The organism is Rhizobium sp. Rhizsp42 (assembly GCF_047304155.1).
In the GTDB taxonomy this organism is placed as follows: domain Bacteria; phylum Pseudomonadota; class Alphaproteobacteria; order Rhizobiales; family Rhizobiaceae; genus Rhizobium.
The window spans coordinates 11,733-36,072 of sequence record NZ_JBGLYS010000048.1 but is presented as its reverse complement, the minus strand read 5'-3'; the positions used below and the strand labels follow the sequence as shown (position 1 = coordinate 36,072).

General features: G+C 62.4%; 24 protein-coding genes. 21 read left to right on the top strand and 3 right to left on the bottom strand.

The window, feature by feature from the left end:
• Positions 1-492: class I SAM-dependent methyltransferase (locus ACCD05_RS28905; RefSeq protein WP_413396960.1), on the top strand; the 492-nt coding region annotated here is incomplete at its 5' end.
• Positions 493-501: 9 nt separating this feature from the next.
• Here the strand turns inward: ACCD05_RS28905 and ACCD05_RS28900 are convergent.
• Positions 502-1,086: a hypothetical protein gene (locus ACCD05_RS28900; protein WP_413396958.1), complete on the bottom strand. Its 585-nt coding sequence runs from the start codon at positions 1,084-1,086 to the stop codon at positions 502-504.
• 314 nt (positions 1,087-1,400) lie between these two features.
• Between ACCD05_RS28900 and sdhC the strand changes: the two genes are divergently transcribed.
• From sdhC to ACCD05_RS28810, 18 genes are all read left to right on the top strand, one after another.
• Positions 1,401-1,796, top strand: coding sequence for a succinate dehydrogenase, cytochrome b556 subunit (gene sdhC, locus ACCD05_RS28895; RefSeq protein WP_026283703.1), 396 nt, complete (start codon positions 1,401-1,403; stop codon positions 1,794-1,796).
• A gap of 11 nt (positions 1,797-1,807) precedes the next feature.
• A complete protein-coding gene (gene sdhD / locus ACCD05_RS28890; protein ID WP_047508738.1) occupies positions 1,808-2,188 on the top strand; it encodes a succinate dehydrogenase, hydrophobic membrane anchor protein in 381 nt (126 codons plus the stop codon).
• Between the two features lie 8 nt (positions 2,189-2,196).
• Positions 2,197-4,053: a succinate dehydrogenase flavoprotein subunit gene (sdhA, locus tag ACCD05_RS28885; RefSeq protein ID WP_413396955.1), complete on the top strand. Its 1,857-nt coding sequence runs from the start codon at positions 2,197-2,199 to the stop codon at positions 4,051-4,053.
• Between the two features lie 48 nt (positions 4,054-4,101).
• Positions 4,102-4,341 carry a hypothetical protein gene (locus ACCD05_RS28880; protein WP_047508734.1) on the top strand — a complete coding sequence of 80 codons (240 nt, stop codon included), beginning with the start codon at positions 4,102-4,104 and terminating at the stop codon, positions 4,339-4,341.
• Positions 4,338-4,796: a type II toxin-antitoxin system VapC family toxin gene (locus tag ACCD05_RS28875; protein WP_052214032.1), complete on the top strand. Its 459-nt coding sequence runs from the start codon at positions 4,338-4,340 to the stop codon at positions 4,794-4,796. The genes ACCD05_RS28880 and ACCD05_RS28875 overlap by 4 nt, the downstream gene beginning before the upstream one ends.
• Positions 4,789-5,568, top strand: a complete 780-nt coding sequence (locus ACCD05_RS28870) for a succinate dehydrogenase iron-sulfur subunit (RefSeq protein WP_018902314.1) — start codon at positions 4,789-4,791, stop codon at positions 5,566-5,568. The genes ACCD05_RS28875 and ACCD05_RS28870 overlap by 8 nt, the downstream gene beginning before the upstream one ends.
• Before the next feature lie 304 nt (positions 5,569-5,872).
• Positions 5,873-6,394, top strand: coding sequence for a protease inhibitor Inh/omp19 family protein (locus tag ACCD05_RS28865; protein ID WP_113239243.1), 522 nt, complete (start codon positions 5,873-5,875; stop codon positions 6,392-6,394).
• Positions 6,395-6,441: 47 nt separating this feature from the next.
• A complete protein-coding gene (gene zapE / locus ACCD05_RS28860) occupies positions 6,442-7,605 on the top strand; it encodes a cell division protein ZapE (RefSeq protein ID WP_209191878.1) in 1,164 nt (387 codons plus the stop codon).
• Between the two features lie 180 nt (positions 7,606-7,785).
• Positions 7,786-8,748: a malate dehydrogenase gene (mdh, locus tag ACCD05_RS28855; RefSeq protein WP_018902317.1), complete on the top strand. Its 963-nt coding sequence runs from the start codon at positions 7,786-7,788 to the stop codon at positions 8,746-8,748.
• A gap of 39 nt (positions 8,749-8,787) precedes the next feature.
• Positions 8,788-9,981: an ADP-forming succinate--CoA ligase subunit beta gene (sucC, locus tag ACCD05_RS28850; protein WP_047508728.1), complete on the top strand. Its 1,194-nt coding sequence runs from the start codon at positions 8,788-8,790 to the stop codon at positions 9,979-9,981.
• A gap of 240 nt (positions 9,982-10,221) precedes the next feature.
• Positions 10,222-11,124, top strand: a complete 903-nt coding sequence (sucD, locus tag ACCD05_RS28845) for a succinate--CoA ligase subunit alpha (RefSeq protein ID WP_018902319.1) — start codon at positions 10,222-10,224, stop codon at positions 11,122-11,124.
• Positions 11,125-11,283: 159 nt separating this feature from the next.
• The gene (locus tag ACCD05_RS28840; RefSeq protein ID WP_047508723.1) at positions 11,284-14,268 is read left to right on the top strand and encodes a 2-oxoglutarate dehydrogenase E1 component; all 2,985 of its coding nucleotides are present in this window, start codon (positions 11,284-11,286) and stop codon (positions 14,266-14,268) included.
• A gap of 118 nt (positions 14,269-14,386) precedes the next feature.
• Positions 14,387-15,640: a 2-oxoglutarate dehydrogenase complex dihydrolipoyllysine-residue succinyltransferase gene (gene odhB / locus ACCD05_RS28835; protein ID WP_111562562.1), complete on the top strand. Its 1,254-nt coding sequence runs from the start codon at positions 14,387-14,389 to the stop codon at positions 15,638-15,640.
• Positions 15,641-15,805: 165 nt separating this feature from the next.
• Complete coding sequence (locus ACCD05_RS28830) at positions 15,806-16,249, top strand: hypothetical protein (protein WP_413396964.1); 444 nt, start codon at positions 15,806-15,808, stop codon at positions 16,247-16,249.
• The gene (locus ACCD05_RS28825) at positions 16,246-16,998 is read left to right on the top strand and encodes an SDR family oxidoreductase (RefSeq protein ID WP_047508717.1); all 753 of its coding nucleotides are present in this window, start codon (positions 16,246-16,248) and stop codon (positions 16,996-16,998) included. Before ACCD05_RS28830 ends, ACCD05_RS28825 begins: the two co-directional genes overlap by 4 nt.
• A 31-nt stretch (positions 16,999-17,029) precedes the next feature.
• Positions 17,030-17,668, top strand: a complete 639-nt coding sequence (locus ACCD05_RS28820; protein WP_026283705.1) for a LysE family translocator — start codon at positions 17,030-17,032, stop codon at positions 17,666-17,668.
• Positions 17,669-17,694: 26 nt separating this feature from the next.
• Positions 17,695-19,101 (top strand): dihydrolipoyl dehydrogenase, encoded by a 1,407-nt coding sequence (gene lpdA, locus ACCD05_RS28815; RefSeq protein WP_413396949.1) that lies wholly within the window; start codon positions 17,695-17,697, stop codon positions 19,099-19,101.
• 325 nt (positions 19,102-19,426) lie between these two features.
• On the top strand, positions 19,427-19,954 hold the full coding sequence (locus ACCD05_RS28810) for a DUF2867 domain-containing protein (protein WP_413396947.1): 528 nt from the start codon (positions 19,427-19,429) through the stop codon (positions 19,952-19,954).
• On the opposite strand, the gene ACCD05_RS28805 is transcribed toward ACCD05_RS28810, so the two are convergent.
• Positions 19,932-21,020 carry a TraB/GumN family protein gene (locus ACCD05_RS28805; RefSeq protein WP_413396945.1) on the bottom strand — a complete coding sequence of 363 codons (1,089 nt, stop codon included), beginning with the start codon at positions 21,018-21,020 and terminating at the stop codon, positions 19,932-19,934. The two genes, ACCD05_RS28810 and ACCD05_RS28805, sit on opposite strands and share 23 nt — an antisense overlap.
• 86 nt (positions 21,021-21,106) lie before the next feature.
• Positions 21,107-22,042: a tyrosine recombinase XerC gene (locus tag ACCD05_RS28800; RefSeq protein WP_413396943.1), complete on the bottom strand. Its 936-nt coding sequence runs from the start codon at positions 22,040-22,042 to the stop codon at positions 21,107-21,109.
• 142 nt (positions 22,043-22,184) lie between these two features.
• On the opposite strand from ACCD05_RS28800, the gene ACCD05_RS28795 reads away from it, so the two are divergent.
• A complete protein-coding gene (locus tag ACCD05_RS28795) occupies positions 22,185-23,132 on the top strand; it encodes a GNAT family N-acetyltransferase (RefSeq protein ID WP_413396941.1) in 948 nt (315 codons plus the stop codon).
• A gap of 21 nt (positions 23,133-23,153) precedes the next feature.
• Positions 23,154-24,299 (top strand): AAA family ATPase, encoded by a 1,146-nt coding sequence (locus ACCD05_RS28790; protein ID WP_413396939.1) that lies wholly within the window; start codon positions 23,154-23,156, stop codon positions 24,297-24,299.
• Positions 24,300-24,340 lie beyond the last annotated feature (41 nt).

Genomic DNA, 24,340 nt, shown 5'->3' with positions numbered 1-24,340 from the left:
GGCGAAAGCCCAGAAAGGCGGCGGCAGGGGCTGGCGCGCTATGTGCTCGATCATCCCGGAACGGTTGATGGCAAGCGCGTCGTCGATTTCGCCAGCGGCTCCGGGCTGGTGGCGATCGCGGCGAAGATGGCTGGCGCAGGCACTGTGCTCGCCGCCGATATCGATCCTTGGACGAAGACCGCAGTGGCGCTCAATGCCGAGCTGAACGGGGTCGAGATCGGTTTTACGGGTGACAACCTGATCGGCTCGGAGATCGATGCCGATGTGCTGCTTGCCGGTGACGTGTTCTATGATCGCGACTTCGCCATGGCGCTGGTGCCGTGGTTCGAGCGGCTGGCGGCCGGTGGGGTGATCGTTCTCGTCGGCGACCCGGGACGGGCCTATCTGCCGAAGGATCGGCTGTCGGCCTGCGCGGTCTATCAGGTGCCGGTGACGCGGGCGCTCGAAGACAGCGAGGTCAAGAGGACCACGGTCTGGCGCTTCAACGGTTGATCGGCTCCGTCAAGGGCGGATGACGCAGACGCCCTGTTCGTAGGAGCAGGCATTGCGACGATTGTTGACGTGGATGACCTTGGCCATCGGCGCCAGACGGACCGTCGGCTGGTATCCGTAGCCGGCATAGCCGTAACCGCCGACATAGGTGCCGCCATCCGTCTCATAGGCATAGGACGAGCCGGCATAGGTGCCCGACGGCGCACGGGCTTCGCCGCGCTGGTCGATGATGACGATGTTGCTGCGGGCAAAATTGGACGAGGGCGAGGAGAAGCGCTGGATGAAGCGGCCTCGGCCCGGATGCGGGCGGTAGCCGTCATAGCCGCCGGCGACTTGCCGCGGGCCGTTGTTCCAGCCGCCATAATTGCCGATGATCGACGTGCCGCGATGGCGGATGACCGAGCCGGATGCGAAGCCGTTTGCGATGCCGCGATGGCCGATACCGTGTCCCGCATTGCCATAGCCGATGCCGCCGCCATGGCCGCGATCGTGGTGGCGCGAAACGAAATTGCTGCCGAAATCTCCGGCTGCTGCGGGCAGCGCGATCAGTACTGCTGCGGCGAGCGAAACGAGTTTCGAGGATGTCTTGAACATCGCGTTGGTCTCCGGAAACGGAATGCTTAACAAAGCGTTAACGCGAAAATGCGCCAAAAGCGCAGGCTTGTCCACCGAAGCTTGGAAATTCATCCGCAAGGGGTAATGGCGCGGCCGGACCTGCCTAAGTCTAAAGGGGCGTCAAGACCCAAATCGATTAAATTCCCCGGGTGCGTCAATTATACTTGTCGTTAGGTGTTTCCGTGATTAAACGTCGCCAATGATGCAACGCACGCACAGCTTTGTGACCATCGTGTGGTTGCTTGGATGCTTTCCGGATCCCGGGAAGCGAGAAAGACCGCCGCGAGGTTCTGATGGCGAACGTGACAAACAATCGGCCCCTGTCGCCGCATTTGCAGATTTATAAACCAATCCCCACCATGGTTATGTCGATCGTCCACCGTATCACCGGTGGGGCGCTCTATGTCGGTACGCTTCTGGTCGCCTGGTGGCTGATCGCGGCCGCGACCGGCGTTGGTGCTTACGACTGGGCCAACTGGGTGCTCGGCAGCATCATCGGCAAGCTCGTGCTGCTCGGCTATACCTGGGCCCTCATCCATCACATGCTCGGCGGCTTCCGCCACTTCATGTGGGACCTCGGCCACGGCTTCGACAAGCAGTTCTCGACCAAGCTCGCCATCGCCAACATCATCGCCTCGCTCTGTCTGACCTTGCTGGTCTGGGTGATCGGCTTCCTCATTCGCTTCTAAAGGTTGATCACATGGATATGCGTACCCCCTTGGGTAAGGTTCGCGGCCTCGGCTCGGCCAAGGACGGCACCGAACATTTCTGGCGCCAGCGCGTGACGGCCGTTGCCAATGTGCCGCTCTTCCTCTTCTTCATCATCTTCATGATCATCCATGCCGGCCAGCCCTATGCGGAAGTGGTCCACGCGCTGTCGAACCCCTTCGTCGCCGTCGTCATGGGCCTGATGGTCGTGTCGGGCGTCATCCACATGAAGCTCGGCATGCAGGTCATCATCGAAGACTACGTGCACCATGAAGTCACCAAGATCGCGCTCGTGATGCTCAACACCTTCTTTTCGATCCTGATGGCGGGGCTCTGTCTCTTCGCCATTCTGAAGATCGCCTTCGTAGGATAATTGATATCATGGCATCGAATTCATCCGCTCAGAATGGCCCCGCTCAGAACGGGAAGGCCTACAAGTACATCGATCACTCCTATGACGTGATCGTTGTCGGCGCCGGCGGCGCCGGCCTGCGCGCCACGCTCGGCATGGCCGAACAGGGCTTCAAGACCGCCTGCATCACCAAGGTGTTCCCGACCCGCTCGCACACCGTTGCGGCGCAGGGCGGCATCGCGGCTTCGCTGCGCAACATGACGCCCGACAGCTGGCAGTGGCACCTCTACGACACCGTCAAGGGCTCCGACTGGCTCGGCGACGTCGACGCCATGCAGTACCTCACCATGGAAGCGCCGAAGGCGGTCTATGAGCTCGAGCACTACGGCGTTCCCTTCTCGCGTAACGAAGAAGGCAAGATCTACCAGCGCCCGTTCGGCGGCCACATGCAGAACTACGGTGAAGGCCCGCCGGTACAGCGCACCTGCGCCGTTGCCGACCGTACCGGCCATGCCATCCTGCACACGCTCTACGGCCAGTCGCTGCGCCACAACGCGGAATTCTTCATCGAATATTTCGCGCTCGACCTGATCATGTCCGATGACGGCAGCCGCTGCACGGGCGTCGTCGCCTGGTGCCTTGACGACGGCACGATCCATCGCTTCGCCGCCAAGATGGTGGTGCTGGCGACCGGCGGCTACGGCCGCGCCTATTTTTCGGCGACTTCGGCGCATACCTGCACCGGCGACGGCGGCGGCATGGTTGCCCGCGCCGGCCTGCCGCTCCAGGACATGGAGTTCGTGCAGTTCCACCCGACCGGCATCTACGGCTCCGGCTGTCTGATCACTGAAGGCGCACGCGGCGAAGGCGGCTACCTCGTCAACTCCGAGGGCGAGCGCTTCATGGAGCGCTACGCGCCGTCGGCCAAGGACCTTGCCTCACGCGACGTCGTTTCGCGCTGCATGACGCTGGAGATCCGCGAAGGTCGCGGCGTCGGCAAGAACAAGGACCACATCTTCCTGCATCTCGACCATCTCGATCCGGCCGTTCTGCACGAGCGCCTGCCGGGGATTTCCGAGAGCGCCAAGATCTTCGCCGGCGTCGACGTGACGCGCGAGCCGATCCCGGTTCTGCCGACCGTTCACTACAATATGGGTGGCATTCCGACGAACTACTGGGGTGAGGTGCTCAACGCCGACAGCTCCAACCCGGAGCGTATCATTCCGGGCCTGATGGCCGTCGGCGAAGCCGGCTGCGCCTCGGTGCACGGGGCAAACCGCCTGGGCTCCAACTCGCTGATCGACCTCGTGGTCTTCGGCCGCGCCGCCGCCATTCGCGCCGGCGAAGTTATCGACCGCGCCGCGCCGGTTCCGCATCTGAACGTTGCCGCCTGCGACAAGATCATGGACCGTTTCGACGGCCTGCGTCACGCTTCCGGCTCTACGCCGACGGCCAATCTTCGCGAGAAGATGCAGCGCGCCATGCAGGAAGACGCCGCCGTGTTCCGTACGCAGGAATCGCTGGAATCGGGCTGCCAACGCATCTCGGCCATCTGGCAGGAAATGCGCGACACCAAGGTCACCGACCGTTCGATGGTCTGGAATTCCGACCTCGTCGAGACGCTCGAGCTGCAGAACCTGATGGCCAACGCCATCACGACGATCTACGGCGCCGAAGCGCGCAAGGAGAGCCGTGGTTCGCACGCCCGCGAGGACTACACGGAAGGCGCATTCGCCGGCCGCGACGACGTCAACTGGCGCAAGCACACGCTTGCCTGGGTCAACGACGCCGGCGACGTCAAGCTCGACTACCGTCCTGTGCATACCGAGCTGATCGCGGAAGGGATCGACCCGCAGAAGATCGCGCCCAAGGCGCGTGTTTACTGATGGGGAATGTGAGAGAATAAGCGAAGGATCGTTGCCGGAGGCACTGCCATGGGTGAAATGCAGATCAAAATCGCTGACGAAGCGCTGCTGACGCGTATTTCCGATCGGGCGCGGTTGAACAACCGTTCCGTCGAGGAAGAGGTGGAGGCGCTGCTGCAGGCAGCGGTGCCGGCTCGTCCCCGACGCGAAGATCTTCCGGCGATCGCTGCCAGAATTCGCGCGATGACGCCGAAGGGCGTCAAGCAGACGGCTGCTGTGGAGATGTTGCGAGAGGACCGGGATCGTTGATCTACGTTGTCGATGCATCGGCTGCCATCGCATGGTTCGTGCCGGAGCCTGACCATATCAACGCCGATTTTCTGCTTGGCGGTTCGATCCAGAGAGTTGCTCCGGATCTGATCTTTTCGGAAGTCGCCAATGTCCTGCAGCGCAAAGTTCGGCTTGGTCAAATCACGCCGCAGCAGGCGATGGATGGATTGACGACGCTGGACGAGAGCATCGATGTCGTCTTGCCGTCTCAGGCGCTGGTGAAATTGGGGTTCGAGCTGTCGCGCAAGCTCGATCACTCCGTCTACGACTGCATGTATCTGGCGGCAACGCATTCGACTGACGGCAGCTTCATGGTGACTGCCGACAAGAAATTTCTAACCAAGGCAAATGCAGCCGGCGAGGGTGGCCGGATACGGACCCTCGAAACGGCGCAGGCGCTGTTCGTCTCTGAGCAGGAAAACAAACATGGTTGAACTCGCACTTCCCAAGAATTCCCAGATACGCGAAGGCAAGGTGTGGCCGAAGCCGGCCGGCGCCACCAACACCCGCGAATTCCGCGTCTATCGCTGGAGCCCTGACGATGGCCAGAACCCGTCGATCGACACGTTCTACATCGACGTCGACGATTGCGGCCCGATGGTGCTCGACGGTCTGCTCTATATCAAGAACAAGATCGACCCGACGCTGACGCTGCGCCGTTCCTGTCGCGAGGGCATCTGCGGTTCCTGCGCGATGAACATCGACGGCACGAATACGCTGGCCTGCACCAAGGGTCTCGACGACATCAAGGGCTCGGTGAAGATCTATCCGCTGCCGCACATGCCCGTCGTCAAGGACCTCGTGCCTGATCTCACCAACTTCTATGCCCAGCACCGCTCGATCGAGCCCTGGCTGAAGACGGTGTCGCCGGCGCCGGCAACAGAGTGGAAGCAGAGCCACGAAGACCGCCAGAAGCTCGACGGCCTCTACGAGTGCATTCTGTGCGCCTGCTGCTCGACCTCCTGTCCGAGCTACTGGTGGAACGGCGACCGCTATCTCGGTCCGGCCGTGCTGCTGCAGGCCTATCGCTGGCTGATCGACAGTCGCGACGAAGCCAAGGGTGAGCGCCTCGACAACCTCGAGGATCCGTTCCGCCTCTATCGCTGCCACACGATCATGAACTGCGCGCAGACCTGCCCGAAGGGTCTGAACCCGGCCAAGGCGATCGCCGAAATCAAGAAGATGATGGTCGAGCGCCGCGTCTGACGCGACGCTATCCATCCGGCGGCCTTTGTCGGGCCGCCGATGCCTGCCGGTGCGAGATGATCATCGTTCAATCGTGAAACAGGCGACAGCATTTCCAGAAGAAATGACTGGTCATCACCTTGCTGACAAATTCTATCTTCAGGAAGTTCTCAGCCGTAAAGGTTGAATTGCGCTGTCACAGGCCTAGCTCCGTCAGGCAATTCACGGCCATTACGGCTTGATTAACCAAAGTGAAACACGTTCATTCGAAAATAAGCTAATTACTATTTTCATGCGACAAAAGCGGACATTCGGGAGCATTCAGATGCAGTTGCGATATGCGATGACAGGTATGGCGGTTGTTCTGTCACTCGCCGGTTGCCAGCGTACAGCCTATAACGACGCGAGCTACAGCGCAGCACCGGCACCTTTGACGGCACAGCCGGTGCCTTCGGTGCAGGGCGGTCAGCTGCCTCCTCCCGGTGGTTCCTCGCAGTTTCCGGCCGCTCCGGCCTCGACGGCGCCGATGGGCGGCGTGCAGGGCGGCGGCGCAATGGCGGCCAATGGCGGCGGTCTCGACGTTACCAAGGAATCCCTGGTCGGCAGCTGGCGGGTCAACGGCTCCTGCGACATGTTCCTGACGCTTACCAACCTCGGCAGCGGTTCGCGCGGCGGTACGCGCGGCTGCGTCGGCGAGCTGACGGCGATGGGCTCCTGGGAAGTGTCGGGCAAGCAGGTCCTGTTCAAGGATCGCAACGGCAGCCAGATCGGCAGCGTCTACAAGACCGCCGACAACGCCTTCAGTGGCCAGACCAGCAGCGGCCAGCCGATCGCGCTCAGCCGATAAGCGAGCCGGCGGCTCGCTCCGCCGATCTTTTCCAGGCGGATATTTAAATGCAACCGATGCCAGACTACAGCTTGAGCGTCAGCGAACAATTGAAGTCGCTGACGGCCTCAGGCTCGCTTCAACTCGACTCCGCCCAGATGCATGTGGCGAAGTGCCTGGATCGGGTGCTGTCAGAGCTCAAGCAGAAGCGTCCGGCAGCGAAATCGAGCGCGCTCGGGTGGCTGTTCGCGGCCAAGAAGAAATCCTCCGAGCCGGTCAAGGGTCTCTACATTCACGGCAGCGTCGGCCGCGGCAAGACGATGCTGATGGACATGTTCTTCGACATGGCGCCCTGCGCCAAGAAGCGGCGGGCGCATTTCCACGAGTTCATGGCCGACGTTCACAACCGCATCGCCGCCCACCGGCTGCGGCTGAAGAACGGCGAGACCAAGCAGGCCGATCCGATCCCGGTGGTCGGTGCCGCGCTCTATGATGAAGCCGAACTCTTGTGCTTCGATGAGTTCACGGTCACCGATATCGCCGATGCGATGATCCTGTCGCGGCTGTTTTCCGACCTGTTCGGTCGCGGCTGCGTGCTGGTCGCGACGTCCAACGTCGAGCCCGTCAACCTCTATCGTGACGGCCTCAACCGTGGTCTGTTCCTGCCGTTCATCGATCTTCTGAACAAGCATGTCGAGACGGTGACGCTGGATTCTCCGACGGACTACCGGATGGAGAAGATCGACAGCCTGCCCGTCTATATCACGCCGCTCGACCGCCATGCCGACATGGCCATGGACGCCGCCTGGAACCAGGCGCTGCACGGGCGCAAGGCGCAGCCGATCGAGCTGCCGATGAAAGGGCGCTCGATCCATGTGCCGCTCGCCGTCGACCGGCTGGCGCGCTTCACCTTCTCCGATCTCTGCGACAAGCCGCTGGGTGCAGCCGACTTCCTTGTCATCTCCGAACGCTTTGATGCCATATTTGTCGATCACGTTCCCATGCTCGGACCCGAGAAACGCAACCAGACGAAGCGCTTCATCATTTTGGTCGATACGCTCTACGACCATGCGGTGAGGCTCTATATCTCGGCGGCGGCCATGCCTGAGAACTTGTTGACACAAGCGCGTGGTACCGAAGGTTTCGAGTTCGACCGGACGGCATCGCGCCTTTTCGAGATGCGGAGTGCGGAATATCTGGCTCTGCACCATGAGAAACGAGCCGCCGAATAGCAGTTTCATGACAAAAACTCTTACGTTTACGTAAGTGATTTGTCTTCTAAACGATTGAAATTGCTGGTCTCAAAATAATCAGTTGCCATTTTTGGCCTTAGGGTCTATGCGATTGCGGCAATTGGGCGCAGCCCCTCAGTGCGTCGCCCGACGAATTTTGGTCGCAAAGGAAACACCGAAATGGCGCGTAACAAAATCGCTCTCATTGGTTCTGGCATGATTGGTGGCACGCTGGCGCATCTCGCCGGCCTCAAGGAGCTGGGTGACATCGTTCTCTTCGATATCGCCGACGGCATCCCACAGGGTAAGGGCCTCGACATCGCGCAGTCCTCGCCGGTTGAAGGCTTCGACGCCAATCTGACTGGCGCAAGCGACTACTCCGCAATCGAAGGCGCAGACGTCTGCATCGTCACCGCCGGCGTCGCCCGCAAGCCGGGCATGAGCCGCGACGACCTGCTCGGCATCAACCTCAAGGTCATGGAACAGGTCGGCGCCGGCATCAAGAAGTATGCCCCGAACGCCTTCGTGATCTGCATCACCAACCCGCTCGACGCCATGGTCTGGGCGCTGCAGAAGTTCTCCGGCCTTCCGGCCAACAAGGTCGTCGGCATGGCCGGTGTTCTGGATAGCTCGCGCTTCCGCCTGTTCCTCTCCAAGGAATTCAACGTATCCGTACAGGACGTCACCGCCTTCGTTCTCGGCGGCCACGGCGACACGATGGTGCCGCTCGCACGTTACTCCACCGTTGGTGGCATCCCGCTCACCGACCTCGTCACCATGGGTTGGGTCACCAAGGAGCGCCTCGAAGAAATCATCCAGCGCACCCGTGATGGCGGTGCCGAAATCGTTGGTCTCCTGAAGACCGGCTCGGCCTACTACGCACCGGCCGCTTCGGCGATCGAAATGGCTGAATCCTACCTCAAGGACAAGAAGCGCGTCCTGCCTTGCGCAGCGCAGCTGTCGGGCCAGTACGGCGTCAAGGACATGTATGTCGGCGTTCCCACCATCATCGGTGCCGGTGGCGTCGAGCGCATCATCGAGATCGACCTGAACAAGGCCGAAAAGGAAGCCTTCGACAAGTCCGTCGCCGCTGTCGCCGGCCTGTGCGAAGCCTGCATCAACATCGCGCCGTCGCTGAAATAAGCCGCCGACCGCTGACGCAATCCAAACAGGAACAGATCCATGAACATTCATGAATATCAGGCCAAGGCTCTGCTCAAGGGCTATGGTGCGCCGGTCGCCAAGGGCGTTCCGATCCTCAAGGTTGAGGAAGCCGAAGCTGCCGCCAAGTCGCTGCCGGGCCCGCTCTACGTGGTCAAGAGCCAGATCCACGCTGGCGGCCGCGGCAAGGGCAAGTTCAAGGAACTCGGCCCCGACGCCAAGGGCGGCGTTCGCCTTGCCAAGTCGATCGACGAAGTCGTCGCTCACGCCAAGGAAATGCTTGGCAACACGCTGGTAACGGCGCAGACGGGCGAAGCCGGCAAGCAGGTCAACCGTCTCTACATCGAAGACGGTGCCGACATCGATCGCGAACTCTATTGCTCGCTGCTGGTCGACCGTTCGGTCGGTCAGGTTGCCTTCGTGGTTTCGACCGAAGGCGGCATGGACATCGAAGCTGTCGCCCATGACACGCCCGAGAAGATCCACACGATCGCCATCAACCCGGAAACGGGTGTAACGGCTGACGACGTCGCCAAGATCGTCAAGGCTCTCGAGCTCTCGGGTGCTGCTGCCGAAGACGCAAAGTCGCTGTTCCCGGCGCTCTACAAGGCGTTCGGCGAAAAGGACATGGCGCTTCTCGAAGTCAACCCGCTGATCGTCATGAAGGACGGTCATCTGCGCGTCCTCGACGCCAAGATGTCCTTCGACGGCAACGCGCTGTTCCGCCATGACGACGTCAAGGCGCTGCGCGACGAGACCGAAGAAGACGCCAAGGAAATCGAAGCCTCCAAGTGGGACCTCGCCTACGTTGCTCTCGACGGCAACATCGGCTGCATGGTCAACGGCGCCGGTCTCGCCATGGCGACGATGGACATCATCAAGCTTTACGGCAAGGAGCCGGCTAACTTCTGCGACGTCGGCGGTGGCGCCGGCAAGGAGAAGGTCGCGGCTGCCTTCAAGATCATCACGGCCGACCCGAAGGTCGAGGGCATCCTCGTCAACATCTTCGGCGGCATCATGAAGTGCGACGTCATCGCCGAAGGCGTTGTCGCAGCGGTTCAGGAAGTCGGTCTCAAGGTTCCGCTCGTCGTTCGCCTCGAAGGCACCAATGTCGAGCTCGGCAAGAAGATCCTCAACGAATCCGGTCTCGCGATCACGGCAGCTGACGATCTCGACGATGCCGCCAAGAAGATCGTCGCGGCGATCAACGCGTAGGTAAGTGTATGCTGAGGGTCGTACTTGCATTCGCGATTACGGCTCTCATCGGCTGCTGGTTCTGGTGGCTTGAGGAAGAAAAGTGGTGCGCTGCCTTTGAGGAAAATGCGTCACCAGCGGCACTGACAATGTGCATGCAGCTTTCGCCTCTCGTCGCTGGCGGCATTGTTTTGATTAGTAGCGGCGTACTCTTGTGGACGAAGTTTCGCAGGCGCTAAAGCTAGAGATCGGGATTAACGGATGTCTATTCTCGTCAATAAGAACACAAAGGTCCTCGTTCAGGGCCTGACCGGCAAGACCGGTACTTTCCACACCGAACAGGCGCTCGCCTATTATGGTACGCAGATGGTCGGCGGTATCCACCCGAAGAAGGGTGGCGAAACCTGGACCGGCTCGAAGGGCGAAAGCCTGCCGATCTTCGCTTCGGTCGCCGAAGCCAAGGAACGCACGGGTGCCGACGCTTCGGTCATCTACGTTCCGCCGGCTGGTGCCGCTGACGCGATCATCGAGGCGATCGATGCCGAGATCCCGTTCATCACCTGCATCACCGAGGGTATCCCGGTTATGGACATGGTTCGTGTCAAGGCTCGCCTCGACCGCTCCAAGTCGCGACTGCTCGGGCCCAACTGCCCGGGTATCCTGACCCCGGAAGAATGCAAGATCGGCATCATGCCGGGCTCGATCTTCCGCAAGGGTTCGGTCGGTATCGTTTCGCGCTCCGGCACGCTGACCTACGAAGCCGTGTTCCAGACGTCGAACGAAGGCCTCGGCCAGACGACGGCTGTCGGCATCGGCGGCGATCCGGTCAAGGGCACCGAGTTCATCGACGTGCTCGAGATGTTCCTGGCCGACGAAGCCACGACCTCGATCATCATGATCGGCGAAATCGGCGGCTCGGCTGAAGAAGACGCAGCACAGTTCCTGATCGACGAAGCCAAGAAGGGCCGCAAGAAGCCGATGGCCGGCTTCATCGCTGGTCGTACGGCTCCGAAGGGCCGCACCATGGGCCACGCCGGCGCTGTCGTTTCCGGCGGCAAGGGCGATGCGGAATCCAAGATCGCTGCCATGGAAGCAGCCGGCATCAAGGTTTCGCCTTCGCCGGCACGCCTCGGCACGACGCTGGTTGAAGTCCTCAAGGGCTAAGCCAATCTATACACCGGGCAGGATGCGCTTTGCGTGCTGCCCGGTTCGAACCAAGACTGAGCCGCGGACAGGCGGCTGAACATGAAGATGCGGCAGCCGGTCGATGGGATCGGCAAAATCACAAAGTCAGGAGGCGGGCGGAAGCGTCCGCGTAACACCATGGCACGGCAAGAAGCCAACGAGCAGTTTCAGATCACCTCGTTCCTGGATGGCGCCAACGCTGCTTACATCGAGCAGCTCTATGCGCGCTACGAGGACGACCCGGCATCGGTCAACGAAGAATGGCGCGCCTTCTTCAAGGCGCTGGAAGACAATCCTGATGATGTGAAGCGGGCGGCCAAGGGCGCATCCTGGCGCAAGAAGAACTGGCCGATGCAGGCCAGCGGCGACCTCGTTTCGGCGCTCGACGGCGACTGGGGCGTGATCGAGAAGGTCGTCGAGACCAAGGTCAAGGCCAAGGCTGAAGCAGCCGGCAAGCCGACCGAAGGCGCCGACATCCTGCAGGCGACGCGCGACAGCGTGCGCGCCATCATGATGATCCGCGCCTACCGGATGCGCGGCCACCTGCACGCCAAGCTCGACCCGCTCGGCATCGCGGCACCCGTTGAAGACTACAAGGAACTGTCGCCGGAAAACTACGGTTTCTCCGAAGCCGACTACGACCGCAAGATCTTCATCGACAACGTGCTCGGCCTGGAATACGCCACCGTTCGCGAGATGATCGAGATTCTCGAGCGCACCTATTGCTCGACGATCGGCGTCGAGTTCATGCACATTTCGAACCCCGAGGAAAAGGCCTGGATCCAGGAACGGATCGAAGGTCCTGATAAGGGCGTTGCCTTCACCAACGAAGGCAAGAAGGCGATCCTGTCGAAGATCATCGAAGCCGAAGGCTACGAGCAGTTCCTCGACGTCAAGTTCAAGGGCACCAAGCGCTTCGGCCTCGACGGCGGTGAATCGCTGATCCCGGCGCTTGAGCAGATCCTGAAGCGCGGCGGCCATCTCGGCCTCAAGGAAGCCGTGTTCGGCATGGCCCACCGCGGCCGTTTGAACGTGCTTTCCCAGGTCATGGGCAAGCCGCACCGCGCCATCTTCCACGAGTTCAAGGGCGGCTCCTACGCGCCTGACGAAGTCGAAGGTTCCGGCGACGTGAAGTACCATCTCGGCGCTTCCTCGGACCGCGAGTTCGACGGCAACAAGGTTCACGTGTCGCTGACGGCCAACCCGTCGCACCTTGAAATCGTCGACCCCGTCGTCATGGGCAAGGCTCGCGCCAAGCAGGACATGAGCGCCACCGTCTGGGACGGCGACATCATTCCGTTGTCGGAGCGCGCCAAGGTTCTGCCGCTCCTCATCCACGGCGATGCCGCTTTCGCCGGCCAGGGCGTGATTGCCGAAATCCTCGGCCTGTCCGGTCTGCGCGGCCACCGCGTTGCCGGCACGATGCACGTCATCATCAACAACCAGATCGGCTTCACCACGAACCCGGCCTTCTCGCGTTCGTCGCCCTATCCGTCCGACGTCGCCAAGATGATCGAAGCACCGATCCTGCACGTCAACGGTGACGATCCGGAAGCCGTCGTCTACGGCGCCAAGATCGCCATGGAATTTCGCATGAAGTTCCACAAGCCTGTCGTGCTCGACATGTTCTGCTACCGCCGCTACGGCCACAATGAAGGCGACGAGCCGTCCTTCACGCAGCCGAAGATGTACAAGGTCATCCGCGCCCACAAGAGCGTTCTGCAGCTCTACAGCGAGCGCCTCGTTTCCGAGGGCGTGCTGACCGAAGGCGAAGTCGAGAAGATGAAGGCCGACTGGCGCGCGCATCTCGAGCAGGAGTTCGAGGCCGGCCAGCACTACAAGCCGAACAAGGCCGACTGGCTTGACGGCGAGTGGTCGGGCCTGCGCACGGCAGACAATGCCGATGAGCAGCGTCGCGGCAAGACCGCCGTGCCGATGAAGCAGCTGAAGGAAATCGGCCGCAAGCTTTCCGAAATCCCGGAAGGCTTCCATGCGCACCGCACGATCCAGCGCTTCATGGAAAACCGCGCCAACATGATCTCGACCGGCGAAGGCATCGATTGGGCAACGGCGGAAGCGCTGGCGTTCGGCGGTCTCGTTACCGAAGGCCACAAGATCCGTCTTTCCGGCCAGGATTGCGAACGCGGCACCTTCTCGCAGCGTCACTCGGTTCTCTACGATCAGGAAACGGAAGAGCGCTATATCCCGCTCGCCAACCTGTCGGCGACCCAGGCCCGCTACGAAGTCATCAACTCGATGCTGTCTGAAGAAGCCGTTCTTGGCTTCGAATACGGCTACTCGCTGGCCCGTCCGAATGCGCTGACGCTCTGGGAAGCCCAGTTCGGCGATTTCGCCAACGGTGCGCAGGTCGTGTTCGACCAGTTCATCTCGTCGGGCGAACGCAAGTGGCTGCGTATGTCCGGCCTCGTCTGCCTGCTGCCGCATGGCTATGAAGGCCAGGGTCCGGAACACTCGTCGGCCCGCCTCGAGCGCTTCCTGCAGCTTTGCGCGGAAGACAACATGCAGGTCGCCAACGTCACGACGCCGGCGAACTACTTCCACATCCTGCGCCGCCAGGTGAAGCGCGACTTCCGCAAGCCGCTGATCCTGATGACGCCGAAGTCGCTGCTGCGCCACAAGCGCGCCGTGTCGGGCCTGGCCGAAATGGCCGGCGAGACCTCGTTCCACCGTCTCCTCTGGGACGATGCCGAGGTCATCAAGGACGGCCCGATCAAGCTGCAGAAGGACGCCAAGATCCGCCGCGTCGTGCTCTGCACCGGCAAGGTCTATTACGACCTGCTCGAAGAGCGCGAAAAGCGCGGGATCGATGATGTCTACCTGCTGCGCGTCGAACAGCTTTACCCGTTCCCGGCCAAGGCGCTCATCAACGAGCTCTCCCGCTTCCGCAACGCGGAAATGGTCTGGTGCCAGGAAGAGCCGAAGAACATGGGTGCATGGTCGTTCATCGACCCGTATCTGGAATGGGTGCTTGCCCATATCGATGCGAAGTACCAGCGCGTTCGCTACACCGGACGTCCGGCCGCGGCATCGCCCGCAACCGGCCTGATGTCCAAGCATCTGGCACAGCTCGCCGCGTTCCTCGAGGACGCGCTCGGCGGCTAACGAGAATGAGATCGGGGAGGGAGCGCGCCGCGTTTCCTCTCCGCATTAATTCAGATCCCGGCCGATCGCGCCGGAATGCCGTCAAACATCACAAAGATCAAAATTCAGGATTTGAACAATGGCCACAGAAATCCGCGTTCCAACTCTCGGTGAATCCGTCAGCGAGGCAACCGTCGGTACCTGGTTCAAGAAGGTCGGCGATGTCATCAAGGCCGACGAGCCGCTGGTGGAGCTTGAAACCGACAAGGTGACCATCGAAGTTCCGGCACCGGCTGCCGGCGTACTTTCCGAAATCGTTGCACAGGCCGGCGAAACCGTCGGTCTCGACGCGCTGCTCGGCCAGATCGCCGCCAGCGCTGGTGCCGCCGCTGCTGCTCCAGCTGCAGCTGCCGCCCCCGCCAAGGCCGCCGAGCCGGCTCCTGCCGCTGCCGCACCGGTCGCAGCTGCCGCTTCCGCATCGGCTGCCGCTTCCTCGATGCCGCCGGCACCGGCCGCTTCGAAGATGCTCGCTGAAAACAACCTTTCGGCCGATCAGGTCGATGGTTCCGGCAAGCGTGGCCAGGTTCTGAAGGGCGACGTGATCGCCGCTGTCGCCAAGGGCATTGCGGCTCCTGCCGCTGCTGCTCCGGCAGCCCCTGCTGCCGCACGCGGCCCGTCGACGGTCGAGGATGCCGGCCGCGAAGAGCGCGTGAAGATGACGCGCCTGCGCCAGACGATCGCCAAGCGCCTCAAGGACGCCCAGAACACCGCCGCCATGCTCACCACCTACAACGAGGTGGACATGAGCGCCGTGATGGCACTGCGCGCCAAGTACAAGGACGTGTTCGAAAAGAAGCACGGGGTGAAGCTTGGCTTCATGGGCTTCTTCACCAAGGCCGTCACGCACGCGCTCAAGGAACTGCCTGCTGTCAACGCCGAAATCGACGGCACCGACATCATCTACAAGAACTACTGCCACGTCGGCATGGCCGTCGGCACCGACAAGGGCCTGGTCGTTCCGATCATCCGCGATGCCGACCAGATGTCGATCGCCGAGATCGAAAAGGACCTCGGCCGTCTTGCCAAGTCGGCGCGCGACGGTTCGCTGTCGATGGCAGACATGCAGGGCGGCACCTTCACCATCACCAATGGTGGCGTCTACGGTTCGCTGATGTCCTCGCCGATCCTGAACGCGCCGCAGTCGGGCATTCTCGGCATGCACAAGATCCAGGACCGTCCCGTCGTCGTCGGCGGCCAGATCGTCATCCGTCCGATGATGTATCTCGCGCTCTCCTACGACCACCGCATCGTCGACGGCAAGGAAGCCGTTACCTTCCTCGTGCGCGTCAAGGAAAGCCTGGAAGATCCGGAACGCCTCGTTCTCGATCTCTAAGAGACCGACAGGGCCGCGCGAGCGGCCCTTTTCGCCTCAGCACCGGAACACCTGATGTCGCTGAAACCCGCCTTCCACTCGCCGAATACCACGTCCGCTTCCGGCCGCCCCGTGGCGTGTGCGGTTGCGCTCCTGCTTGCCGCCACCCTTTGCGGCCAGCCGCTGATGGCGGCGGAGTGCAAGCAGGCCAATGCGGTCTACACCGATCGCGACGGCGCCTACGAGCTGCGTTTCACGCCGATCGCATCAGCCGCGGCCGCTGCCAGTAACCGCTTCACGGTCAAGGTTTTGAAGACGCCGCTTGTGCTCGACGGCTATGTCATGCCGTCGGAAGATCCGGCGCGGTCGCTCGCGATGGTGATGTTCAAATGCCCTGACGGGGACGCGACGGGGGCCGATCTCGAAGCCTGCACGATCTGGCAGGGCATGGTCTACGGCATCGACGCCAAGGGCACGCTCGACAACCTGCAGCCGGAAGCCGGGCAGGCGGCCGACAAGATCCTATTCCCCGGCATCGGCCCGGCCATTCGCGCCTCGTCGATCTGGGGCAAGGGCAAGGCATCGGTGGCGCCCTGGGATGTGCTCGACTTCAAGGAATGTGCGTCATGAGTGACCAACCCGTTCTTCTCGTGACCGGCGGCAGCCGCGGCATCGGCGCTGCGATCAGCCTGCTGGCCGCCGCCAAGGGCTGGCGCGTCGCCGTGAACTATGCCGCCAACAAGGCTGCGGCCGATGAGGTCGTGGCGAAGATCAAGGCCGGCGGCGGTGATGCCATCGCGATCAAGGGCGATGTCGGCGAGGCATCCGATATCACGCAGATGTTCGAAGCGATCGACCGCCACTTCGGCCGGCTGGACGGGCTTGCCAACAATGCCGGCATCGTCGATGCGCCCGCCCGTATTGACGAGATGTCGGTCGCGCGCATCGAGCGGATGATGCGCATCAACATTACTGGCTCCATTCTCTGCGCGGCCGAGGCCGTGCGCCGCATGTCGACCAAACATGGCGGCAAGGGCGGGGCGATCGTCAATATCTCGTCGATGGCTGCGATCATCGGCTCGCCCTCGCAATATGTCGACTACGCCGCCTCCAAGGCCGCGATCGACACTTTCACCATCGGCCTTGCCCGCGAAGTGGCGACCGAGGGCGTGCGCGTCAACGCGGTGCGGCCAGGCGTCATCGACACCGAAATCCACGCGTCTGGCGGCCTGCCGGATCGGGCGCGCGACATGGCGCCGAGCATTCCGATGCAGCGCGCCGGCACGGCGGAAGAGATCGCCGACGCGGTGCTTTATCTGCTATCCAGGGACGCATCCTATGTCACCGGCGCGATCCTCAATGTAAGCGGCGGCCGATGATCGGGTTCATCATTTCAAGGGCGGTATGAGCATGCAGTATGTTCTCGAATTTCTCGGCCTGATGGCCGTCTTCTCGATCTTCATCGTCGTGCCGGGCGCCGACTTCGCGGTGATCCTGCGCCAGAGCATCGTGCATGGCCGCCGCGCCGCGATCATGACCGGCATCGGCATGGGCTTCTCGCTGCTCTTCCACATCAGCTACACGATCCTCGGCCTCGGGCTGATCGTGTCGCAGTCGCTGATGCTGTTTGCGATGATCAAGTGGGCGGGTGTGGCCTATCTCGTCTATCTCGGCATCAAGTCGTTTCGTGCACCGGGCTTCAACGTGGCCGACATCAATGTAAGCGAAGAGGATCGCAAGCCGATCTCGGCGCTGCGCTGCCTCGGCATGGGCTTCATCACCAACGCCCTGAACCCGAAGCCGGTGCTGTTCTTCCTGTCGCTGTTTTCGACGCTCGTTCATCACGACACGCCCGGCCTCATCCAGTTCAGCTACGGCATCGGCATGGCGACCGCGCTGGTCGCCTGGTTTGCCGCCGTCTCCACCTTCTTCACCGTCAAGGCCGTGCGCGATCGTTTCATCGCCAGCGGCAAATGGTTCAACCGCATTACCGGCGCCGCTCTGGTCGGCTTCGGCTTCCGTCTCGCGCTCGCCCGCGCGGCGGACTAAGCAAATAACGAAAAGGAAAAGCAACAATGTCCTATGATGTGATCGTTATCGGAACCGGCCCCGGCGGCTATGTCGCTGCCATCAAGGCTGCCCAGCTCGGCCTCAAGGTCGCTGTCGTCGAAAAGCGCGCCACCTTCGGCGGCACCTGCCTCAATGTCGGCTGCATTCCCTCCAAGGCGCTGCTGCACGCGTCGGAAATGTTCCATCAGGCCGGCCACGGCATGGACGCGCTCGGCATCGAGGTCGCAGCACCGAAGCTGAACCTCGACAAGATGATGGCCCACAAGGAAGCCACCGTGAAGTCGAACGTCGACGGCGTCGCTTTCCTGTTCAAGAAGAACAAGATCGACAGCTTCATCGGCACCGGCAAGATCGTCTCTGCCGGTAAGGTCTCGGTTACGGCTGAGGATGGCAAAGTCCAGGAAATCGAAGGCAAGAACATCGTCATCGCCACCGGCTCCGACGTTGCCGGCATCCCTGGTGTGAAGGTCGACATCGACGAGAAGGTGATCGTTTCCTCCACCGGCGCGATCGCGCTCGACAAGGTGCCTGAGACGATGATCGTCGTCGGCGGCGGTGTCATCGGCCTCGAGCTCGGCTCTGTGTGGTCGCGCCTCGGCGCCAAGGTCACCGTCATCGAATATCTCGACAAGATCCTCGGCGCGATGGATGGCGACGTCTCCAAGCAGTTCCAGCGCATGCTCGCCAAGCAGGGCGTCGACATCAACCTGAGCTCCAAGGTGACGGGCGTCGAAAAGGGTGGCAAGGGCGCGAAGGTGACCTTCGAGCCGGTCGCCGGCGGTGCCGCGCAGACGGTCGAAGCCGATGTGGTGCTGATCTCCACCGGCCGCATTCCCTACACGGCGGGCCTCGGTCTCGAAGAAGCGGGCGTTGCGCTCGACAATCGCGGCCGCGTCGAGATCGACGGTCACTTCCGCACCAATGTTGCCGGCATCTACGCGATCGGCGACGTGGTGAAGGGCCCGATGCTGGCGCACAAGGCTGAAGACGAAGGCGTGGCACTCGCCGAAATCCTCGCCGGCCAGCATGGCCATGTGAACTACGACGTCATCCCGAGCGTCGTCTACACGCAGCCCGAAGTCGCCTCCGTCGGCAAGACCGAGGAAGAGCTGAAGGCCGCTGGCGTCGCCTACAAGGTCGGCAAGTTCCCGTTCACGGCAAACGGCCGCGCGCGCGCGATGCTGGCGACGGATGGCTTCGTGAAGATCCTGTCGGACAAGACCACGGACCGCGTCCTCGGCGGCCACATCGTCGGCTTCGGCGCCGGCGAAATGATCCACGAGATCGCCGTGTTGATGGAATTCGGCGGCTCCGCCGAAGACCTCGGCCGCACCTGCCATGCGCACCCGACCATGTCGGAAGCGGTCAAGGAAGCGGCGCTGGCGGCGTTCTTCAAGCCGATCCATATGTGATTGGTGGGTGGGGCTTTAGCGGCAAGCGCCGAGTTTGTAGCCCCCTCATCCGCCTGCCGGCACCTTCTCCCCGCAGGGGAGAAGAGACCAGTGGCGGGCCGCTCGCTCCATTTTCCCTTCTGCCCAACGGGGAGAAGGTGGCCCGAAGGGTCGGATGAGGGGGCTACACGGTAGGAAGTCAGCGGTCTTATGCCGTTGCTCTATTCGCCGCTTGCGTCGATAGGCGCGGATAGGCGCGTATTGCCGCAGGGCGATGCAGAGGGCGGTTCAGTGTCGCGGGATATGCTATGTGTTGCCGGAAGATATTGCCGGAGACGCGTGATCAATGTCGTTGATGCCAGCCAAACCTTCGAAGATCCTGCCACGCTTGCCGCATCCGGCGCTGCCCTCGGCCGATTGGGCGGACTGCTATCAGCTCTCAGTGCCGGCTGCGTCATTCGATGCGATCGAGGCTGCCCGGCTGATGCTGGGCTACGCGCCGTTCTGGATCAGCGGGCTGATGCGGTTGCGCAACCTGATCGTCGGTCCGCTTTTCGGGTTGCGGACAGATGCGCACGATCTGCCGGAAGCAATAGAAAAGATCGGGATATTTCCGGTGCTCTCAAAGACGGAGCGGCAGGTGGTCGTCGGTTTCGATGACAAGCATCTCGACTTTCGCATCGTGATAGACGTCGAGGATTCCGCCAGTGGCGAGATGAAACGGGTGAAGGCCACGACTTTGGTCCATCGCAAGATCCTGATCGGACGAATCTATATCGCAGTGATCACGCCGTTTCACAATGTCATCGTAAAGGCGATGATCGCCCACATGGGCAGGCGCCTCGGCGCCCTCAATTCACCGCCGTCACCGTAAAGCCCTGCTTGCGCAAGAGCTCGATCACGCCACTTTCGCCGGGAAGATGCAGCGCGCCGACGGCCATGAAGACGTTGCCGTTAGCCAGGATCGGGGCGGCGCGTTCGGCCATGATCTTGTTGCGGTCGAGGATGATGCGCTGTTCGAAGGCGGCGTAGTCGCTGCTGTCGTCGGCGCCCTCGGGCGTTACCGTCTTCAGCATCGGCATGGTCATGCCGATATCGCCGGAGAGGTAGAGATCGGTCATGGTCTCGACCACGTCGTTCATCTTCGAGCCGAGTTCCAGCGTTTCGATCAGCGACTTCATGTGGAATTCGGTGGGGAGTTCGGCCATGGCCTGCAGTTGTTCGGCGAGCGTCTCGAGGCCCTTGACCTGCTTGCCTTGGGCGGCCGCGTCGGTGGCGATCTTCTGGTCGAGGAACTGGACGCCCTTGGCCTTGCGGGCCATTTCGCAGGCGGGCAGCGCCACGACGCTCGAGATCATCCATGGGCGCATGCGCGAGACGGCTGCGAGCGGAATGCCGCGCGTCTTCAGGCCGGCCTCGAGGCGGGTGTAATCCTCGGGCGAGAGCAGCTTGTCGATGGTCGTGCCATCGGTGAACATCATCAGGTCCGGCTTCATCAACAGGGCCGCTGAGGCTTTCTTCTCGTCGAGAATCTCGTCGGATTCGATCACGATGGTATCGGCTGCATCGTGGGCGGCCTTGGTGCGCGGCGGCAGGTCGAGGACGCGCGGATCAGTGACGTGCATGCTGCCCAAGAGCCAGGACGGCTTGATGCCCGGCTTTTCGATCTTCCAGAAGATGCCCTTGCCGTTCGGCACGGCGTCGGCTTCCTTGACCGCCTGCTCGTAGCGCGAGGGGTTGCTGACCTTCAGGTCGTCGAGAATGTTGCGGCCGGTGCAGCTTGCGTCGTCCGCGGCTGATGCCGGCGAGATGGAGACGAGGGTGGCGATCAGGAGTGCGGCGGCCAGCACATGGACGGCAGCGATCAGCCAGAGCACGATGTTGCCGAAGCGAGCCGGCAAGGCGTTGGAAAGGCTGCGGTGGCCGAGGGAGATCGTCATGATGGTGTTCCGGTCACAAAGGATTTGCCACAAGCTTTACGCGCGGGGCTCATCATATTCCTTTAAGGGAACAGGTTAACAAAGGATTACGCTCTAGGATGGGCGCGGTCGTAAACGTCGAGAAGGCGCGAGGCGTCCACACCCGTGTAGACCTGCGTGGTCGACAGGCTGGCATGGCCGAGCAGTTCCTGGATGGTCCTGAGATCGCCGCCGCCGGCCAAGAGATGGGTGGCGAAGGAGTGGCGCAGCGCGTGCGGGGTCGCGGTCTCCGGCAGGCCGAAGGCGCTTCGCATCGTGCGCATGGTGCGCTGGATGATCGCCTGCTGCAGCTTGCCGCCGCGGGCGCCGCGAAACAGCGGCTGGTCGGCGGTAAGATGATATGGGCAGAGCTTTCGGTATCTGTCGACCGCCTCGAAAACGACTGGCAGCAGCGGCACAAGGCGGGTCTTGTTGCCCTTGCCTGTTATGCGCAGCGTCGTGGCGCCAGGCGTGATGTCGCCGGGCAGGAGATCGAGCGCCTCGGAGATGCGCAGGCCGCAGCCGTAGAGCAGGGTCATGACGGCGGCGTCGCGGGCGGCGATCCAGGGTTCCTCGTGCAGCTGCGCCTCGTTGCTGACGACGGTGACGGCCTGGGTGTCGGAGAGCGGCTTGGGGAGCGATTTTGGCTGCTTCGGCGAGCGGATGGCGCCGGCGCCGGCGGCGTTCACCAGCCCCTTCTTTTCCAGATAGCGCAGCAGCGAGCGCAGGCCGGCGAGATTGCGGCCGAGCGAGCGGGCACCGGTGCCATCGCGGCGGCGGGCGGCGAGGAAGGCGCGGAAATCGGCGGGCCGCAGCGCTTCGATATCGTTCAGCGTCGTCGGCCCGGCGAGATGGCCGGTCATGAAGGTCAGAAACTGGCGGGTGTCGCGCTCATAGGCGTCGAGCGTGTGCTGCGACAGACGTCGTTCGCCGGCTAGGCTTTGCAGCCACGTGGCGCGTTCCGCCATCAGCCGCGCATCGGCCATGATCAGGAGTTCATTCACGTTTCCGCCTCTTGAATTTGCCAGCCAGACCGCCAATTTTGCCTGAGGGACGGTTATGGAATCGCTAACATCGGCCAAGTGCCTGTCATGCTTCGATCATAATAATCGCGATAACTGGTTTCCCAACGAGGCAGGATCTTGCATGGCACGGCGCCAACCCACGACGGCATTCGGACAATTCGCAGAAACGATCGCGCTCGTTTCCCAAGGCAGACCCGGACATATCGTCGACACGCTGATCGCCGAACGCGGACAACGCATCGTCGGCCACCCGCTGTGGCCCGTCATGCGGCCGTTTCTCTATACGCTGCTGCGCTACAACAAGGCGATGACCTTCGCCAACGACATCGCCAACATGCCGGGCTTCCAGTGCTTCGAGTATATGAGTGATCTCCTCAATCTCGATATAGGCGTGACCAATGCGGAGCGGATTCCCGACAAGGGTGGCTTCATTCTCGTCAGCAACCACCCGACCGGCATCGCCGATGGCGTCGCGGTGTTCGACCTCTTGAAGACGCGGCGGCCTGACATGATGGTGTTTGCCAATCGCGATGCGGTGCGCGTCAATCCGCGCTTTGCCGAGATGATCATTCCGGTGGAATGGCGCGACGAGCACAAGAGCAAGCTGAAGGCGCGCGAGACGCTGCAGCTGACCAACCATGCGGTTCGCGAGGGCAAGGCGACGGTGCTGTTTCCTTCCGGGCGGATCGCCTACTGGGCGAATGGCCGGCTCAACGAGCGGCCGTGGAAGACGTCCGCCGTCGGGCTGGCGCGCAAGTACAATCTGCCGATCCTGCCTGTTCACATGACGGCGCGCAATTCCGGGCTGTTCTACTGGTTCGCCAAGTGGTCGACGGAGCTGCGCGACATGACGGTGTTTCACGAGCTCCTCAACAAGCGCGGCGACCGCTTCGATTTTATCATCGGCGACATGATCCCGGTCGAGCATCTTGATGGCGATATCAACGACGTCACAAGGGCGCTGGAAACGCACACCGTCGATGCGTTGAAGCACGATGGCGACGCGCGGTTTCAGCCTCTCGTCGAGCCAAGCCTGCCCGAGATGGCCGATGCCCATTCATTTCGCTGAGCGAATGGGGTAAAGCGGGGCATGCAACTCCGCTCCATGTTCGCCCAGAATTACCGGTCGCTCCGCTCGATCCGCATGGATCTGTCGGAGACCTCGCTGTTTCTCGGCGAGAACGGGGTCGGAAAGTCCAATCTCTATCGTGCGCTGCAGCTGGTGCAGGCGGCCGTCACCGGGCGGCTGGTGCGCGAGCTTGCGGCCGAGGGCGGCATGTTTTCGGTGTTGTGGTCGGGCACGCGCAAGCAGAATGAAGGGCCGGCGCGGGTGCGGCTCGAGGTCGAGCTTCTGGACGAGGAGCGGGCCGTCACGTTTCGCTACAGGGTCGAAGTCGGGTTGCGTCCGCCGGAGGCGGCGGCAGGCTTTCCGCTGGAGCCGCAGGTGAAGGCCGAGGAGCTGATCGTCGATCATGGGCGGCCGGTCGTCATGATGAAGCGGGGAGGGCCTTCCATCCAGGTGCGCGATGGCTCCGGGCGGATGCAGGATTATCCGGATCAGGCACTGACGTCGGAAACGGCGATGGCGCTGCTTGGCGACGCCGGGCATTTTCCCGAGATCGCGGCCTTTCGCCGGGTGGTGGCCAACTGGCGCTTCTTTCATGGCTTCCGCACTGATCGCGCCTCGCCGCTGCGCCAGCCCTGCCTTGCCGTGACCGGGCCGATGCTGGATGAGGACGGCGCCAATCTGGCGGCGGTGTTCGCGACGCTGAGGCATACAAGGCAGGATACGGTCGATCTCGACCGCGTCGTCGCCTCGGCTTTCGGCGGCGCGCGGCTCGTGGTGCCGGAGCCGGAGGAGACGGCGTCGTTCGGGCTATCCTTTCCCGACTTTCCGCACCGGGTGTTCCAGCCGCGCGAATTGTCGGACGGGCAGATCCGCTTTCTCGGGCTTGCGGCGGCGCTGCTCTCCTATCGCCTGCCGCCGCTGATTGCGCTCAACGAGCCGGAGGCGAGCCTGCATCCCGATATGCTGGAGCCGCTGGCGGATATGATCGCGACGGCATCGAAGAGCAGCCAGGTTTGGATCGTCACCCATTCCGCGCAGCTGGCGGAGGCCGTACGCGAGCGCTGCGGGGTCCGGCCGCGCAAGGTGATCCGCGAAAACGGCGCCACCTGGATCGAGGGCATGCGGCTTACCGGCACGATTGCCGGCGAGGACGATGATGACGATTGATAGCGCGATGTCGCGGGTTTCATTTTTTTCTCGTTGCGGGC

Coding starts and splice junctions, on each gene's coding strand:
- sdhA (WP_413396955.1), top strand. CDS start 2,197: ATGGCATCGAATTCATCCGCTCAGAATGGCCCCGCTCAGAACGGGAAG.
- mdh (WP_018902317.1), top strand. CDS start 7,786: ATGGCGCGTAACAAAATCGCTCTCATTGGTTCTGGCATGATTGGTGGC.
- zapE (WP_209191878.1), top strand. CDS start 6,442: ATGCAACCGATGCCAGACTACAGCTTGAGCGTCAGCGAACAATTGAAG.
- sucD (WP_018902319.1), top strand. CDS start 10,222: ATGTCTATTCTCGTCAATAAGAACACAAAGGTCCTCGTTCAGGGCCTG.
- ACCD05_RS28840 (WP_047508723.1), top strand. CDS start 11,284: ATGGCACGGCAAGAAGCCAACGAGCAGTTTCAGATCACCTCGTTCCTG.
- sdhC (WP_026283703.1), top strand. CDS start 1,401: ATGGCGAACGTGACAAACAATCGGCCCCTGTCGCCGCATTTGCAGATT.
- ACCD05_RS28810 (WP_413396947.1), top strand. CDS start 19,427: ATGTCGTTGATGCCAGCCAAACCTTCGAAGATCCTGCCACGCTTGCCG.
- ACCD05_RS28805 (WP_413396945.1), bottom strand. CDS start 21,020: ATGACGATCTCCCTCGGCCACCGCAGCCTTTCCAACGCCTTGCCGGCT.
- odhB (WP_111562562.1), top strand. CDS start 14,387: ATGGCCACAGAAATCCGCGTTCCAACTCTCGGTGAATCCGTCAGCGAG.
- ACCD05_RS28880 (WP_047508734.1), top strand. CDS start 4,102: ATGGGTGAAATGCAGATCAAAATCGCTGACGAAGCGCTGCTGACGCGT.
- ACCD05_RS28790 (WP_413396939.1), top strand. CDS start 23,154: ATGCAACTCCGCTCCATGTTCGCCCAGAATTACCGGTCGCTCCGCTCG.
- sdhD (WP_047508738.1), top strand. CDS start 1,808: ATGGATATGCGTACCCCCTTGGGTAAGGTTCGCGGCCTCGGCTCGGCC.
- ACCD05_RS28830 (WP_413396964.1), top strand. CDS start 15,806: ATGGCGGCGGAGTGCAAGCAGGCCAATGCGGTCTACACCGATCGCGAC.
- sucC (WP_047508728.1), top strand. CDS start 8,788: ATGAACATTCATGAATATCAGGCCAAGGCTCTGCTCAAGGGCTATGGT.
- ACCD05_RS28825 (WP_047508717.1), top strand. CDS start 16,246: ATGAGTGACCAACCCGTTCTTCTCGTGACCGGCGGCAGCCGCGGCATC.
- ACCD05_RS28820 (WP_026283705.1), top strand. CDS start 17,030: ATGCAGTATGTTCTCGAATTTCTCGGCCTGATGGCCGTCTTCTCGATC.
- ACCD05_RS28795 (WP_413396941.1), top strand. CDS start 22,185: ATGGCACGGCGCCAACCCACGACGGCATTCGGACAATTCGCAGAAACG.
- lpdA (WP_413396949.1), top strand. CDS start 17,695: ATGTCCTATGATGTGATCGTTATCGGAACCGGCCCCGGCGGCTATGTC.
- ACCD05_RS28900 (WP_413396958.1), bottom strand. CDS start 1,086: ATGTTCAAGACATCCTCGAAACTCGTTTCGCTCGCCGCAGCAGTACTG.
- ACCD05_RS28865 (WP_113239243.1), top strand. CDS start 5,873: ATGCAGTTGCGATATGCGATGACAGGTATGGCGGTTGTTCTGTCACTC.
- ACCD05_RS28870 (WP_018902314.1), top strand. CDS start 4,789: ATGGTTGAACTCGCACTTCCCAAGAATTCCCAGATACGCGAAGGCAAG.